We start from the raw sequence: 14,910 nt of genomic DNA, 5'->3' as shown, positions 1-14,910 counted from the left end.
GGTGATCTCCTATGCGTCAGTTGTCGTGGCCACGAGGATCAGGACGGATCGGGGTCCCAGGAGGTAGCGGTCCGTCACGGCCGGTCCGGTGCCGGGCGCATAGACGTCGTACGGCTGCGCCTTCCCCGTGTCCGCGAAGACGCGCCAGCCGTACCCGGGCAGTTCGAGCTCCTGGGCCTCCCAGTGGGCGTTGGCCGCCACGTAGATGAGCTCGGCCTGGCCGTCGAGGCCCGTCCCGCTGCGCAGGGCGGCGATCAGCCGGCGCTCCGGCGACCAGTCGGGGACCCACGCGCGGGCGCCGTGCCAGCTGATGTCCGGCAGGCCGCCGCGTCCGGTGGGATCCACGCCGAGCGGATGCGCCCCCGAGCGCACCATCGGATGGGCGTGCCGGAAGGCGATCATCGCGCTGACGAAACGCAGCAGCTCGGCGTTGGTGTCGACCAGCGACCAGTCGAACCAGGACAGCTCGGTGTCCTGGCAGTAGGTGTTGTTGTTGCCACGCTGCGTGCGACCGGCCTCGTCGCCCGAAAGGATCATGGGTACGCCCTGGCTGACGAGCAGCAGGGCCATGGCGTTCTTCATCTGCCGCAGGCGCAGCTCCCGGATGGCCGGGTCACTGCTGGGTCCTTCGAACCCGCAGTTCCAGGAGTTGTTGTCGTTGCCTCCGTCCCGGTTGTCCTCACCGTTGGCCTCGTTGTGCTTGTCGTTGTAGGAGACCAGGTCCAGCAGGGTGAAGCCGTCGTGGGCGGTGATGAAGTTGATCGACGCCGCCGCGCCCCGCCCGCCGTACAGGTCGGGCGAACCGACCATCCGGGTGGCCATCTCGCCGACCGCGCCCGGGTCACCCTTGATGAAGCGGCGCAGCGTGTCACGGTAGCGGCCGTTCCATTCCGACCAGCGGCCGTAGGAGGGGAAGACGCCGACCTGGTAGAGGCCCGCGGCGTCCCACGCTTCGGCGATCAGCTTGCAGCGGCGCAGCATGGGGTCGTAGGCGAGCTGCTCCAGCAGCGGCGGGTTGGGCAGGGGCGTGCCGTCGGGGGCGCGGTCGAGGATCGCGGCCAGGTCGAACCGGAAGCCGTCGACGTGATAGTCCGACACCCAGTAGCGGAGGCAGTTCAGCACGAAGTCGCGTACCACCGGGTGATTGCAGTTGACCGTGTTGCCGGTGCCGCTGAAGTTGTAGTAGGAGCCGTCCGGCGTGAGCATGTAATAGGTGGCGTTGTCGAGGCCGCGGAACGAGATGGTCGGCCCGTGCTCGTTGCCCTCGGCGGTGTGGTTGAAGACGACGTCGAGGATGACCTCGATGCCCGCCTTGTGCAGCTCCTTGATCAGGCTCTTCAGCTCGTCGGCCTGCATGCCGTAGTGCCCGGTCGCGGCGTAGCCCGCTTTCGGGGCGAAGAACCCGACGGTGCTGTATCCCCAGTAGTTGTGCAGCCGGGCGCCGCTGACCGGGTCGGCCCGCGGGTTGTCGAACTCGTCGAACTCGAAGATCGGCATGAGCTCGACGCAGTTGACCCCGAGCTCCCGCAGATAGGGGATCTTCTCCCGCAGGCCGGCGAAGGTGCCCGGCGCGCTCACCCCGGACGAGTGGTGCCGGGTGAACCCGCGGACGTGGGTCTCGTAGATGACCAGGTCCTCGAAGGGGATGCCCGGCGGCCTGTCGTCCTCCCAGTCGAAGTCGTCATAGAGCAGCCGGGAGCGATACTGGTAGATGTCCGCCCAGTTCGGCTCCGCGCCCCAGACCTCCCGGCCGGACAGCAGGCGAGCGTAGGGGTCGGCGAGGACCTTGGAGGCGTCGAACCGGTCACCGCGTACGGGGTCGTACGGGCCGTCGGCGTAGAAGCCGTACTCCAGGTTCTCGTGGTCGAGCCCGAAGACGGTGATCGCGAAGACGCTGCCCACCCGGAACGACTCCGGGATGGGCAGCACCGCGGTCGGGCTCGGACCGCCTCGTTCGAAGAGCACCAGCGCGATCGAGGTGGCCCGGTCGGAGTAGACGGAGAAGTTCACGCCGCCGGGCACGATCGTCGCCCCATAAGGCATCGGCCGGCCGCGCCTGACGTGATAGCCGGAGATCTCCCTGGTGGGCTCGGCGTCGATGCGCTCCCGGCTGTCCTGAACACTCATGGCTTGGCACGCTCCAACTCGGTCGCCAAGTCCTCGCCGATGTCGAAGAAGGCCAGGAAGCCCGTCGCCGACATCACGAACCTGACCTCGTCCGACAACCCGAACAGCCGGATGGTGGCGCCGACCTCCTGCGCCCGCCGGTAGGAGAGCAGCATGGTGCGCAGTCCCGCGCTGGAGATGTACGGCACGGCGGCCAGTTCCATCAGCAGGTGCGTCCCCCGCCCGATCAACGGCAGCAGGCGGTCCAGGAGACCGGAGGAGGTCGCGCTGGTGATCTCTCCGGAGATCCGCACCACGGTGAACTCGCCGACCGTCTGCGAGGTCAGCGTCACGCCCGTCATCGGGCCACCTCCAGCCGGACCTTGACCTTGACCCGGCGCGAGAGGTCCGGGAGCCGCACGGTGAGCGCCTCGGCGTCGAAGTCCTCGTACGGCTCGCCGTCGACCTCGGCCGCGGTGATGCGGATCCGCCCGGGCGGCAGCAGGTCCGGCGAGACTCGCAGGATCCGTCTGGGCAAGACGGACGGATCGGGCTTGAAGTGCAGATCCAGCGGCGCCTTGTTGATCAGCAGCGTGTTGTAGACGGCGGCCAGATAGCACAACTCGGCCGAGTGGTACATGCTCATCGAGTGGCTGCCTTTGAGCCGCTCGGTGCCGAGCAGATACGGCAGGCCGCTGGCCAGGACGTTGAAGTAGACCGCGCCTTCGTCGTGATCGAGGAAGAAGGCGTTGTAGAAGGACTCGGCGGCGCGGGCCTCGGCCAGGAAGCCGTCGTCGCCGGTGACGCCGGCCAGGATGAGGTAGGCCAGGATCGCCTGCTCCTGCTGCCACCAGGCCTTGCGGTCGTGCCAGACGAACGGGTGCCGGTCGATGTCCTCCTCACGCGTGCGTTCCAGCACGTCGTACCAGCCGCCGCGCTGCTGGTCGCTGCCGATGGCCGGCATGATCCGCGCGATGTGCTCGGCGAGCTCGGCGTAGGCCGCCTTGGGGCGTAGCGCGTGCATGCGCATGAGGTTCCAGGCGATCTTCAGGTTGTGGCCGACGACGGCCCGGTTCTGCTGCCAGCCGTGGGTGGTGTCGGGCGTCCAGTCGCGGTGGAACCGTTCCTGGACGAAGGGGCTGTTCTTGTCATCGGGGAAACGGTCGACGATCGTGTCGAAGGTCGACTCCAGGAAGTCGGCATAACGCCGCTCGCCGGTCGCCAGGTAGAGATTGATCAGGTAGGCCGGTGCGTGGTCGCCCACGGAGTTCCAGTTCTTCCTGGACCGGTTGGGGCCGAGTGACTCGTGGTCGGCCTTCAGCATGATCGGATCGATGTGCGAGAAGTAGCCGCCGTGCTCGCGGTCGAGGAAGAACCGCTCGAACAACCGCAGCGTGGCGTCCGTGTCCTTCTTGATCAGGGGATCACCCGTGATCCGGTACGTCTGCACCGGCCCGGCCAGCGCGTAGATCTGCTCGTACATCGGGATCGCGTGGTAGTCGTCGGAGAACTCCGAGGTGAACAGCTTCTTCTCCCGATCACCGTCGATGCTGACCCCGTGATACCAGTAGACGACGTCCTCGTCTTCGTCGACGAACCGCAACTGCCGGCGCAGATACTCCGTGCCGCGTTCGGCCACGTCGAGATAGGTGTCGTCGCCGCTGAGCAGGTAGGCCGTGGCCATGCCGTACACCAGGCGGGAGATCGTGTCGGTCTCCTGCCGGTGGCTGGTGGTCTTCTCGCCGCCCAGCCTGATCAGCGTGCGGTACTCGGCGAAGTCCACCGGGCCGTCGCCGAACTGCGCCTTGCGGTAGAAGGCGGCGATCTCCTTGAGCTGGCTGACCCACCAGCTCGGCTCCTCGAACCTGGCCAGGCCACCGCGCCGGCCGAGGAAGATCAACCGCTTGGCGTCGAAACGGCCGCCCGGATAGAAGATGCCGTAGGCGAAGAGGAACTGCCCGGGTTCGAGCAGGTCCTCCAGGTGCCCGCCGGCGTCGAGGTACGGCTCGCCGAGGTTGCGCAGCAGCTCCGCGCTGGGGGCGCCGGCCAGGGACACGGCGAACTCCCGGTCGTCGGCGGTGCTCAGGCGCATGATCTTGCCGGATCGGTCGTAGTCGATGACCCGGCCGGCGATCGTGTCGGAAAAGGTGAAGTTCACCGCCGATCTCCCTTCAGTAAATCGATGATCGTTCTGGCGAACAGGTGGGCGTGCCGGCCGGTGCGGCCGGTCACCAGATCGCCGTCCACCACCACGTCCTGGTCGACGTAGTCGGCGCCCATGTTGCGCACGTCGCCGACGAGGTTGTTGTGACAGACGACCTTGCGCCCGCGTACCACCTCGGGGATGGGCGCGGCGAGCCACATGCCGTGGCAGATGATCCCCTTGAGCGGCTTCGGCTCGCGGAAGGCCCGCTGGAGCAGGCTGACGGCAGGGGCGAGGACGTCGACGTCGTCGCTGTAGCGCAGCCGGTCGGACACCATGCCGGACGGGACGATCAGCGCCGCGTAGCGGCCGAGATCGAGATCCTCCAGGCTGTGCCGCACGGTGAACGGCGCCCGGTATTCGTGGCCGGTGAAGGTGAGCTCGTCCTGCCCCCACAACCGGGTGAGGAAGTCGACCTCGTAGCCCTCCTCGGCGAAGCGCCACTGGTAGTAGAAGATCTCGGGCTCGAAGAAGTCGCTCTCCATGAGGATGCCGATCCGCGTCACAGCTCCCCCTCATCGCTCTTCAGGTCGAGCAGAAAGGGCCGGTCGTCGGCGAGCATGCGGTCCAGCGCCTCGTCGATCTGGGACGGTTTCTCCACCCGCATGCCGTCCACGCCGAAGCCGCGGGCGATGCCGACGAAGTCCAGGCTCAGATCGGACAGGTCGAAGGCGCGCGGGTAGGCGTGGTGCGCGATGCCGCGCTCCTTCCAGTACTGCTCGATGTTGAGATCGAGCAGCCGGTAGCTCCGGTTGTTGCAGACGACGAACTTCGCCCCTGCTCCCTCCCGGACGGCCGTCGCGAGCGCCTGGAAGGTGTACATGCTGCCCCCGTCGCCGGTGAAGCCGACGACGACCTTGTCGGGGCGGGCGAGCTTCATGCCGATGGCGCCCGGGATGCCCACCCCCAGCGACCCGCCGCGGGTCTGGAACCAGTGACCGGGCAGCCCGGGGGGAAGATGGGACCCGATCGCGCCGGAAGCGGTGAGGCTCTCGTCGAAGACCATCAGGTCGGCCGGGGCACGCGCCGCGAGCCGGCCGGCGAACTCCGAGACCAGCGAGGGGGCCGCGTCCTCGCGGGCGCGGTCCCTGAGCGTGTGCAGCCGCAGCGCCGCCGCCTCCCGGTCGGAGGAGGTCAGACGCCGATCGAGGGAGGCCGAGATCGCGGTGAGCGTCGCCGCCGGGTCGGCCACCAGGCCCAGCGTCACGGGATGGTTCTTGGCGATCTCGTAGGCGTTGAGGTCGATGTGCACGATCCGGGCGTCGGCCCGGAACGGCGAGGACAGATCGGGAAAGACCTCGGGGAACAGATAGGTGCCCACGACGAGGACCGCGTCCGCGTGCTGCACGATGGCCCGGCTCACCTCGCCGAACATGTGGCCGGTCTGCCCGCGATAGAGCGGGTGCCGCCCGTCGATCCCCACCTCGGCGTAGTCGACGCCCCACACGTCCGCGCCGAGCTGCTCGGCCACCCGGGTGAGCGGGGACTGCGCGCGGGCGGTCGCGACGCCGTCCCCGATGAGGATCAGCGGATGCTCGGCCCCGGCGAGCAGCCCGGCGGCCTGGTCGACCAGCTCGGGCACGGGGAGGACCTCGGTCACGGGCAGGCTCGCCGCGACGATCGGCTCGTCGTTCGGCTGATCCAGCACGTCCATGGGCAGCGAGACGAAGACCGGGCCTCTCGGCGGGGTCATGGCGATCTTCACGGCCCGGCGCAACACGCGCACCACCGAGTTCGGATCGATCACCCTGGTCGCGTACTTGGTGACCGGGCGGGCCATGGCGACGAGGTCGGCGGCCATCTGCGCGTCCATCGCGTCGTAGCGGACGCCGGACTCGCCGGCGATCACGACGAGGGGGGCGTGGCCGCGCATCGCCTGGTAGAGCATGCCGATGCCGTTGCCCAGCCCGACCCCGCTGTGCAGCTGAACCAGCGCGGGGCCGCCGCCGGCCCGCGCGTAGCCGTCGGCGATGCCGACGGCCACGCTCTCGTGAAGGGTCAGGATGTAACGCATGTCCTCGGACTTCTCCACCGCGTCGAGGAAACCCTGCTCGACGGTCCCGGGGTTGCCGAACATGCAGGTGATCCGGTCGGCGAGGAACTGCTCGACGATCGCCTCATTGCCGGTCCTGGTCACGGCCGCTCACCAGCCGTATCGGCGCAGGCCCGATTCGAGGACCTCCACGGTCTTCTCGCCGGTCAGGAAGGAGTCCGGGGTGGAGCGCCCGGTGATGAACGGGTAGTCCACGATGACCGACGTCTCCTTGCCGAAGTTGCCGTGGTAACGGCCGTCCGGTCCGGTGGCGTCCCGCAGGATGTACTCCAGCGGGTACGGCGGCGGCCCCATCACGAAGTCGGTGCCCAGGAAGCCGGTGCCGTCCTTGTAGTCGTATTCCTTGCAGTGCCCCGTGACGTGCTTGCCCCAGATGATGCTCTTGCGGTCCTCCCAGTCCCGGGCGAAGGCCAGGCAGGTCACGCCGTAGCACTCGGCCGCGATCGGCTTGTCGGCCTTGAGGAAGCCCAGGATGAGCGCGTGGACGCGCTCGTTGTTCCCCAGGTCGACGATGGGACCGCTGCCGCCCACGATCAGCAGGGCGTCGAAGCCGGCGACGAACTCGTCCTCGACCCGGGCGAGCTCGTGGTGATACCGCTCAAGCCGCCGCAGGTAGCCGGGGTCGGCGGTGTAGGGCCGCTCCGGAACGATCGCCGCCAGGCTGAGCGGATTGTCCAGCCGGGTGGACTCGTCGAGCTCCTTGGTCAGCTTGGCGACCTCCGGCGACGTCACCGACCGGCCCAGCGGAGGGTCGGCGTACCCCGGGTCCATGCTGGGTGGCAGGGCGTGCGCCCGGCCCCCGGTCGGCGTGGCGAAGACCACCCGATAGCCCTTTTCGTCGAAACGGGTCAGCGGTCCGACGAGCTCCTCCCCCCAGTAACCGTATTCCGACAGGATCACCAAAATGCTGGGCGGCATGAATTCCCCCTGAGAATCGAATGTGCCGGCGATTCGCCCAGCTTTCAGGACGGCCGGGTCCGGCGGCAATGCGAATGGCCGGACTTCTCGAGATAGAGCCGCCGGCAGCCGGACTAAGTCACGTGTCGGATCGCCGCTGATCACGCACGCTCGGTCACGTGGTCATTTCACACCTGACTTAGTCGGGCCGGGTGCGCGGCTAGTTCTGAAAGTCCGCTGCAGCTCATTGCCACGTTCCCGCCGGGCGCACCAAATTTGGGGGCCAATTGCCGAAAAGCTGATGATGAGGAACTCTGCCATGGACGAGCTCGGCCGATTCTGCCGTGATCTGCTGTCCCCGATACCCCGCTCCGATCAACGGCGCTGGGGCGAGGTCTACGTCCGGGGCCTCGTGGAGGTGCCCGGCAGGAAGTCGCTCCGCCGGATCGCCGAACAGGTCACCGGCCGCCCGGCCGACCAGTGCCTGCAGCAGTTCGTCAACCAGAGCCCGTGGGATCACGGCGCGGTCCGGCACGCGCTCGCGCGCAGCCTCACCGGTCTCCTGCGCCCTCGTGCCTGGGTCGTGGAAGAGGTGGCCTTTCCCAAGAACGGCGACAAGTCGGTGGGCGTCACCCGGCAGTTCGCCGCCGGCGAGGGCCGGCGGCTGAACTGCCAGCTGGCCCTGGCCGTGCTCCTGGTGGGCGACGCCGGCGCCTGCCCCGTCGACTGGCGGCTGCTGCTGCCCAAGTCGTGGGATCAGGACACCGAGCGGCGGGCGCTCGCCGGGGTCCCCGACACGATCCGGCACCAGCCCCGGCCGCGGCACATCGTCGACAGCGTCGATGAGATGCGGACGGTGGCCGGCCTGCGGCCCGCCCCCGTCATCGTGCCGGCCGAACAGAGTCCGGACGTCCTGCGCATGGTGCACGCGCTGGAGGAGCGCGGGCTGCCGTACCTGGTGCGCGTCGCCGGCAACACGCCCCTGCCCGGCGGGGTGACCGCGGGCGCCCTGGCGAAGCGGACGGCCGAGAGCGGGGGCCTGACGTTGTGGCGGGACGGGGCCGGCCGATCGCGGTTCACCTCGGCCCTGCTGCGGCATCGCCGGGCGGTGCCGTCGAACGATCGCAAGCTGATCGTGGAGTGGGCCGACCGTGGCCGCCCGCTGAGGTCCATGTGGATGACCAATCTCACCCATACCGACCTCTACGACCTCACCGGGCTGATCAACCTGCGGCACAACGCCGCCGACGGCCTCGCCCGCATGACCGCCGAGAGCGGCCTGCGTCACTTCGAAGGCCGCTCCTTCCGCGGCTGGCACCATCACGTCACCCTCGCCTCGATCGCCTGGGGCTACCGCCTGCGGCGCGACGCCGCCTCCCCGGGCCTGCGCACCGCGATCTGAAAAAAGCTGAAACCCCTGCCAGGCAGGGGTTTCAGGGGCATCCGCTCAACGGGGCTCCGGACCGATGACCCAGTGTTCCCGCACGACCATGCGATGGAGATAGCGCTCTTCGGTGAAGGTCCGCAGGTCCTCGTCGGCCTGGCGGAACTCCGGCGAACGCAGCGCGGCCGCCAGGGCGTCGCCGTCGTCGAACCAGAGCTGGTGGGCGCCGTCGAGCACCGCCTCCCCGATCCCGTAGGCGCCGTCGCGGGTGTGGCCTTGCACGTAGCGGCGCAGCCCCGGGATCCGGGTGACCAGATCGGCGTACTTGGTCCTGCTGCGCTCCCTGAACTCCGCCAAGGGCAGGCCCTCCCTCCTTTTGACCAGGGAGATCAGCTTCACCCGCGCGGGATCCGTGCTCGACTCCGGGCCGCCGACCAGCTCGTAGGCGTCGGTGTCGAGGACGACCGTCCGCCAGAAGGCCGCCCACCGCGGCTCGTCGAGCCGGGCGCCCTCCAGGAACTCCTTGGTCTGCAGGGACGCGAGCTGCTCCTCCTCGTTGGCCAGCCAGATCTCGGCGACCCCGCTCCATTTCGGCGCTTCGAGCGCGTCGAACGGCAGGACGGTGTCGATCAGGTACTTCCTGATCTGCGGGATCTTGCTGGCGTACCGCACGGCGTGCACGTTGAGCCAGTAATCGTGGAACTCCTGGTCGCTCATTCCCGGCTTCGGGGCGGCGAAGATAAGCTGATGGATCACGGTGTTCCTTCCTTCCGCCGCTCTCAGACCTTGTAGCGCTTGCGTACGTCGTCGGCGAAGCCGAGATAGTCGCGCAGCGGCCAGACCTCCTCGAATTCGAGATACTCCCGCATCGGGAGCCGGCCGAGCGCCGTGCGGTCGAGCTCCTCGGCGTCCGGCGAGTCGATGATGGCGATGATGCGTTTCTGCGCGGCCACCTTCCAGATGCCGACGCAGAAGCCGGAGTCGATCGTCTCCTGGGCGTGCTCGGCCTCCTCGGCCTCGACGTCCCACAACTCGTCGAGGGTGATGCGGCCCTCGTGCTTCCACCGCATTTGCACGTAGAACAACATGGGAGTTCCCTTTCTCTATGCGGCGCCTGCGGCGCGGATGAACTCAGTGAAGGCGTCGTCTGCGCCGTTGATCTCGATCGCCAGGTCGAGCGGTGTCTTGCCGTCGTGCCCGAGGAGGTTCAGCCGCGCGCCGGCCTTGATCAGGGTGCGGGCGCATTCCTCGTAGCCGTGCCAGATGGCGTCGTGCAGCGGCGTGTACCCGTTGGTGGCGCCCTGGAAGTCCAGGTCGACGCCCGGCCACGTCGCGATCAGCCCGGTCAGCTCCCGGTGGCCGTTGTAGACCGCCTTGTGCAGCGGAACCGCGCCGAACGTGGGCTCGACCGCGTTGACGTCCGCGCCGGCCGCCAGCAGGAGCCGGGCGATCTTGGTGTGCCCGTCCCGCGCGGCGACCAGGAGCGGGGTGTGCCGGTCGTTGAAGCCGTTCACCACCGGGAAGCGCTCGTCCACCGCGACGCCTTCGGCGAGGAACTTCTGGACCGTCGTCACGTCCCCCTCGGTGACGGCGGCCATCAGCCGCTGCCCGGCGATGGCCTCCTCGTCGCGGCGCTGCCGCTCCTTGATGTGCCGGTCGGCCTCGATCAGGCGCTCCTTGCCGATGAGGTTGACGTTGAGCTCGTAGTCGAAGTGCTCCTTGAGCGGGAACCCGTAGTGGGTGGACAGGTTCAGGCCGGCCCCCTGATCGAGCAGGTACGCGGCGATCTCGGGGTACTTGAACCACAGCGCGTCCATCAGCGGGGTGTGCCCGGTCGTCGCGGCCACGGAGTCCACGAACGCGCCCGCCTCGATCAGCGCCCTGACCACGGCGAGACTGCCGCCCTGGCACGCCTTGTGCAGGGCGGTCGCGCCGCCGCCGCGGTCGGCGGACAGGACGTCGGCGCCCGCCTCGATCAGGGTGCGGACGGTCGCCACGTCCCCGCGCCCGGCGGCGATCATGAGCGCCGTCAGCCCGGAGCGCTCGTCCCGGTGGCTCGGGTCGGCCCCCTGGGCCAGCAACTCGGCGACGGCGCCGGACGCGCCCGCGCGGACCTCGGCGAGCATCCGGTCGTCGATGTCCGAACGGAAGATCGCCACTTCGGGCGAGGAGTCGAAGAAGGCCTTCCAATGGGTGATCAGCCCGTCGTCGCCGACGGTGAGCACCATGGAGAACTCGAAGTCGGCCTCCATCCCCGTCGCCTTGTGGCGGATCGTCTGCCAGTTGATGACGAAGGCCCGGTCATCCTCGACGATCATCTCGCGCTGCTCGAAGTCCGTGACGTCCGTCCAGAGCGACCTGAGCCGGAAGGCCTCGATGACCCCTTCCTTGCCCCGCCAGACCTTCAGATTGGGCACCACGGTATTGAACTTGTTGCCGGGGAGATCGAACACGATCGACGGCGACAGGGCGGCGAGAACGCCTTCCACATTTCCGCTCTGCACGTCCGCGAAAAGCTTCGTGACAACCTTTCTGGTGGTTGCGCTTTCGGCCATGAAAAGCCCCTCTGACGATGATGGATGGGCACCAGTAGAGCCGCCAGGACCGGCCGGCGGCAAGAGAATCGGTGATTCTCCGCACACTCCGTGAAGTTGACGAAGTGCGACCGGAAATCCACTCGCCGGCCGCCGCGCTCCCTAGGGTTGCCTTTGTGGACACCATTGAGTTGAAGAGCCTGTTCCTGTTCGAATCGCTGGATGAGCCGCACCTGGAGTGGCTGAACGCACGGGGATATGAAAGGACCTATGCGGAGGGCGAGCGGATCTATCGCGAGGGCGAGCCGGCGCAGTGCTTCATCGTGCTGCTGTCGGGGGCCATCAAGATGACCCGCCGGGTGCGCGGCGGCGCCGAGGTCGAGATCAATCGCAGCGACCATCGCGGCGCCTACGCGGGCGGCGTGCTGGCCGTGGTCGACGAGGAGATCAAGACCTACCCGCACACCCTGACGGCGACGGCCCCCTGCCGCGTCTTCGCGATCCCCGTCACCGACCTCGTGCAGGCGTTGCACGACTGGTTCCCGATGCCGATGCACATCCTGAAGGGGATGAGCAGGGGCATCCGCACCGGCAACGAGCGAGTCGCCGAACGCGAACGTCTCGCCGCCATCGGATCACTCACCGCGGGGCTGACGCATGAGCTCAACAACCCGGCCGCGGCGGCCGTGCGGGCGAGCCGGGTGCTGCGCCGGCGGCTCGCCGGGGTCCTCGGCGAGCTGCCCGGCGACCTGCCGGGAACGTCGGCGTTGTCGTTCATGGAGATGGGAGACCGCGAGGAGGAGCTGGCCGGCTGGCTCGCCCAGCGCGGCGTGGCCGGCCAGTGGGAGGCGGCCCCGATCCTGGTGGCCGCGGGCGCGGACATCGAGTGGGCCGCGGCCTTCGAGCGGACCCACGCCGCGGACTTCCCCGGCGCGATCGACCGGCTGACCGCCGTGCTGGAGATCGACCAGCTCCTCGGGGAGGTGACCGAGGCCACCACCCGTGTCACCGACCTCATCGACGTGGCCAAGCAGTACTCCCAGATGGATCGCGGGCCGCTCCAGCGCGTCGACGTGCACACCCTGCTCGACAGCACGCTGGCGATCCTGGCCCACAAGCTCTCCGGTGTGCGGGTCTCGCGGTCCTATGACCGCTCGCTGCCGGCCATCGAGGCCTACGCAGCCGAGCTCAACCAGGTCTGGACCAACCTGATCGACAACGCCGTCGCCGCGATGGACGGCGGTGGCCGGCTGCACATCAAGACCACCGGGGACGGCGACCAGGTGACCGTCGAGATCGGCGACACCGGGCCGGGGATCCCCGCGGAGATCCGCGGCCGGATCTTCGAGCCGTTCTTCACCACCAAACCCGTCGGCGCCGGGACCGGCCTGGGCCTCGACATCTGCCACCGCATCATCGTGGATCGGCACGGTGGCGACATCTGCGTGCTCTCCCGTCCGGGAGACACCCGCTTCCAGGTCGTGCTGCCGATCGCGGCCTCCGCATGCGACTGATCTCGTACGGCCGCCGCACCGGCCGTACGAGATCAGCAGAAACGGGTCAGCGGATGCTGCAGTGAATGGGCCCCCGCTGGTCGTAAAGCTCGATGAGCTCGCCGCTGGGGCCCTTGATGAAGGCCACGCGGCACTTGACCTCGGGTTCGCCGTTGAGGACGACCGAGGCGGGCTCACCGGTCCAGGCTTCCATGGGGAACGCCCGGCCGCCCGATTCGAGGCATTTGCGGTACGCCTCGTCGACGTCGGGCACGATGATCGCGATGTGGTGCATCGGCCCCGAGGAGGAGTCCACGTCGGCGCTGCCGCCGGGGAACAACTCCATGTAGGTGTGGCCGCCCAGCTCCAGGTAGACCCCCCGGTCGTCATAGACGACCTGCCCGGTCTCGCTGGTGGACTTGGTCCACTCGTATCGGGCGGAGAAGCCCAGCCCGTCGCGGTAGAAGGCCAGCGACTTGTCCACGTCCTGGCAGAGCACGGCGACGTGCATGAGCGGCGCCGCGCCGCTCGGACGGCTGAAGGTCTCGCTCATCTCTCTCCTTGTGCTCGGGCCGGGTCGTCGAGCCAGCCCGGCAACCGGGCGGGCAGCGTCGCCGCGTCCGCGGCGGGCGCGGTCATGGCCACGTAGCCGTCGGGCCGCACCAGCGCCGCATGCGGCAGCTCGGCGGTGGCCACGGTGATGGGCGTACGGCTCTGCTCGGCGGCCTCCTTGACGGCGACGAGGTCGGCGTCGGCGGGGACCAGCAAGGACCAGCCGAGCCCGTCCGCCATGCCCGGTCGCGGGGGCATCCGCCGGCCGACCGCCGGCTGCGGGGCCTCGGCGGCCGCGCCGCCGTAGTCCACTTCCAGCTGGGCGAGCCGGCGCGCCCACCAGCCCGGGAACTCCGGGATCCCGCCGACCGCGGCGAAGATGTGGTTGCGCAGCGCCAGCCGTTCCGGGTGGATGATCGACGAGACGTCGGTCATCTGCGCCGTCATGCCGACCAGGCCCTCGGCGACCGGGCGGCGCTCGGCGGTATAGGTCTCCAGCAGCTTGGGCGAGGCGCTGCCGTCGATGACCGCCGCGAGTTTCCACGCCAGGTTGATCGCGTCCTGGACCCCGGTGTTCATCCCCTGGCCGCCGACCGGGCTGTACACGTGCGCGGCGTCGCCGGCCAGGAAGACCGGCCCCGTCCCGCCGAAGGTCTCGGCCAGGCGCAGGCCCACCCGCCACTTCGAGGTGCGCTCGATCTTGTGGACGACGGCGCCGGCGTCGGCCGGCCCCCTGGTCTCCAGCAGGCGCTGGATGCCGGCCAGGTCCTGCGGAGGCGTCGTGTCGCTCTCCAGGGCCACGATGCGGTAGCGGTTCTCGCCGGTCAGCGGGGCGACGACCAGCAGCCCTTCGGGTGAGAAGAAGAAGACGATGCCCTCGTCCGGGCCGTGCCAGTCCATGACCACCTCGGTCAGGGCGAAGCTCTGCGGCCGCTCGCTCCCCTCCCAGGCGATGCCCATGCGCTGCCGGACGGTGCTGTGCATGCCGTCGCAGCCGATGACATAGCGGGCCTCGATGGCGCGCAGTTCCCCGCTCCTGCTCGCCACCGTCGCGATCATGCCCGGGTACTGCTCGTGCAGGTCGACGAGCGTGTGGTCACGGTGGACGGTGCCGCCCATCTCGGTGAACCGCTCGGCGAGCACCGCCTCGGTGGTCGGCTGCGGCACGACGAGAATGTAGGGATAGGGCGTGTCGAGCTGCCCGTACGGCGTGGTCCACAGGAGGTGTTTCCCGTCCCGGACCGTCAGCGTGGGCGTGGGCTTGCCACGAGCGATGAGCTCCTGGTCGACCCCGATGGTGGCCAGTGATTCGAGGGTCCGCGCCTGCATGGCCGCGGCACGGGTGTGCACCAGCGGCTCGTTCAGCCGGTCGATGACCACGGTGTCCACGCCTAAGGACCGCAGGGCGCAGGCGAGGGCGAGGCCGACGGGCGCCGCGCCGACGATGAGGACGTCCGTGCTGCCCGGCAGGACGTCATGGGCCGAAGAATTGGGCACGCTTGCTCCAAGTCGACTCGGTGATATTTCACGACATTCGACAGGATCGAATGCGAGCGCTCGGCCCCACAACGCGAACCTCACGAAGTATGACCAGGCGTGTTTTCCCGCCCTTTTATTCCGGCCGACTTGACGATGTCGCGGGGACTTCCTGTGGCACCATCGAGTCGGAGCCTGTCAAAGGGGGCCGA

The 14,910-nt window shown here is 68.9% G+C and carries 13 protein-coding genes; 2 read left to right on the top strand and 11 right to left on the bottom strand.

All coding sequences use genetic code 11. The annotated features are described in order from the left end of the window. Positions 1–9: 9 nt before the first annotated feature. From glgX to ACWD0F_RS32150, 6 genes are read right to left on the bottom strand one after another with little or no spacing between them, the layout of a single operon-like run. Positions 10–2,127 (bottom strand): glycogen debranching protein GlgX, encoded by a 2,118-nt coding sequence (gene glgX / locus ACWD0F_RS32175; RefSeq protein ID WP_449882110.1) that lies wholly within the window; start codon positions 2,125–2,127, stop codon positions 10–12. Next, positions 2,124–2,468: an STAS domain-containing protein gene (locus ACWD0F_RS32170; RefSeq protein ID WP_449882107.1), complete on the bottom strand. Its 345-nt coding sequence runs from the start codon at positions 2,466–2,468 to the stop codon at positions 2,124–2,126. Before ACWD0F_RS32170 ends, glgX begins: the two co-directional genes overlap by 4 nt. Beyond that, positions 2,465–4,264 carry an AGE family epimerase/isomerase gene (locus tag ACWD0F_RS32165; RefSeq protein ID WP_449882104.1) on the bottom strand — a complete coding sequence of 600 codons (1,800 nt, stop codon included), beginning with the start codon at positions 4,262–4,264 and terminating at the stop codon, positions 2,465–2,467. Before ACWD0F_RS32165 ends, ACWD0F_RS32170 begins: the two co-directional genes overlap by 4 nt. Next, on the bottom strand, positions 4,261–4,815 hold the full coding sequence (locus ACWD0F_RS32160; RefSeq protein WP_449882101.1) for a DJ-1/PfpI family protein: 555 nt from the start codon (positions 4,813–4,815) through the stop codon (positions 4,261–4,263). The genes ACWD0F_RS32165 and ACWD0F_RS32160 overlap by 4 nt, the downstream gene beginning before the upstream one ends. Beyond that, a complete protein-coding gene (locus tag ACWD0F_RS32155) occupies positions 4,812–6,446 on the bottom strand; it encodes a thiamine pyrophosphate-binding protein (protein ID WP_449882098.1) in 1,635 nt (544 codons plus the stop codon). The genes ACWD0F_RS32160 and ACWD0F_RS32155 overlap by 4 nt, the downstream gene beginning before the upstream one ends. 6 nt (positions 6,447–6,452) lie before the next feature. Beyond that, positions 6,453–7,280 (bottom strand): type 1 glutamine amidotransferase domain-containing protein, encoded by an 828-nt coding sequence (locus ACWD0F_RS32150; protein ID WP_449882096.1) that lies wholly within the window; start codon positions 7,278–7,280, stop codon positions 6,453–6,455. Between the two features lie 298 nt (positions 7,281–7,578). Between ACWD0F_RS32150 and ACWD0F_RS32145 the strand changes: the two genes are divergently transcribed. After that, positions 7,579–8,661 carry an IS701 family transposase gene (locus ACWD0F_RS32145; RefSeq protein WP_449882093.1) on the top strand — a complete coding sequence of 361 codons (1,083 nt, stop codon included), beginning with the start codon at positions 7,579–7,581 and terminating at the stop codon, positions 8,659–8,661. Between the two features lie 45 nt (positions 8,662–8,706). On the opposite strand, the gene ACWD0F_RS32140 is transcribed toward ACWD0F_RS32145, so the two are convergent. Genes ACWD0F_RS32140 through ACWD0F_RS32130 form a run of 3 tightly spaced genes read right to left on the bottom strand, consistent with a single transcriptional unit; the run spans position 8,707 to position 11,198 of the window. After that, complete coding sequence (locus ACWD0F_RS32140) at positions 8,707–9,399, bottom strand: EthD domain-containing protein (RefSeq protein WP_449882090.1); 693 nt, start codon at positions 9,397–9,399, stop codon at positions 8,707–8,709. A 23-nt stretch (positions 9,400–9,422) separates the two neighbouring features. Beyond that, complete coding sequence (locus ACWD0F_RS32135; protein ID WP_449882087.1) at positions 9,423–9,731, bottom strand: muconolactone Delta-isomerase family protein; 309 nt, start codon at positions 9,729–9,731, stop codon at positions 9,423–9,425. 15 nt (positions 9,732–9,746) lie between these two features. Further along, positions 9,747–11,198 carry an ankyrin repeat domain-containing protein gene (locus ACWD0F_RS32130; protein ID WP_449882084.1) on the bottom strand — a complete coding sequence of 484 codons (1,452 nt, stop codon included), beginning with the start codon at positions 11,196–11,198 and terminating at the stop codon, positions 9,747–9,749. Between the two features lie 155 nt (positions 11,199–11,353). On the opposite strand from ACWD0F_RS32130, the gene ACWD0F_RS32125 reads away from it, so the two are divergent. Then, the gene (locus ACWD0F_RS32125) at positions 11,354–12,691 is read left to right on the top strand and encodes an ATP-binding protein (protein WP_449882081.1); all 1,338 of its coding nucleotides are present in this window, start codon (positions 11,354–11,356) and stop codon (positions 12,689–12,691) included. A 46-nt stretch (positions 12,692–12,737) separates the two neighbouring features. On the opposite strand, the gene ACWD0F_RS32120 is transcribed toward ACWD0F_RS32125, so the two are convergent. Then, positions 12,738–13,223 carry a VOC family protein gene (locus tag ACWD0F_RS32120; protein WP_449882078.1) on the bottom strand — a complete coding sequence of 162 codons (486 nt, stop codon included), beginning with the start codon at positions 13,221–13,223 and terminating at the stop codon, positions 12,738–12,740. Then, entirely contained in the window at positions 13,220–14,719 is a 1,500-nt protein-coding gene (locus ACWD0F_RS32115) for an FAD-dependent monooxygenase (protein ID WP_449882075.1), read from the bottom strand. The genes ACWD0F_RS32120 and ACWD0F_RS32115 overlap by 4 nt, the downstream gene beginning before the upstream one ends. Positions 14,720–14,910 lie beyond the last annotated feature (191 nt).

Source organism: Nonomuraea sp. NPDC002799, from assembly GCF_053592075.1.
The sequence above is the reverse complement of the archived record's forward strand: the minus strand, read 5'-3'. Positions and strand labels throughout refer to the sequence as shown.

Bases quoted from the DNA above. Each gene is read 5' to 3' on its own strand.
- ACWD0F_RS32120 (WP_449882078.1), bottom strand. From the start codon at position 13,223: ATGAGCGAGACCTTCAGCCGTCCGAGCGGCGCGGCGCCGCTCATGCAC.
- ACWD0F_RS32150 (WP_449882096.1), bottom strand. From the start codon at position 7,280: ATGCCGCCCAGCATTTTGGTGATCCTGTCGGAATACGGTTACTGGGGG.
- ACWD0F_RS32145 (WP_449882093.1), top strand. From the start codon at position 7,579: ATGGACGAGCTCGGCCGATTCTGCCGTGATCTGCTGTCCCCGATACCC.
- ACWD0F_RS32170 (WP_449882107.1), bottom strand. From the start codon at position 2,468: ATGACGGGCGTGACGCTGACCTCGCAGACGGTCGGCGAGTTCACCGTG.
- ACWD0F_RS32135 (WP_449882087.1), bottom strand. From the start codon at position 9,731: ATGTTGTTCTACGTGCAAATGCGGTGGAAGCACGAGGGCCGCATCACC.
- ACWD0F_RS32130 (WP_449882084.1), bottom strand. From the start codon at position 11,198: ATGGCCGAAAGCGCAACCACCAGAAAGGTTGTCACGAAGCTTTTCGCG.
- glgX (WP_449882110.1), bottom strand. From the start codon at position 2,127: ATGAGTGTTCAGGACAGCCGGGAGCGCATCGACGCCGAGCCCACCAGG.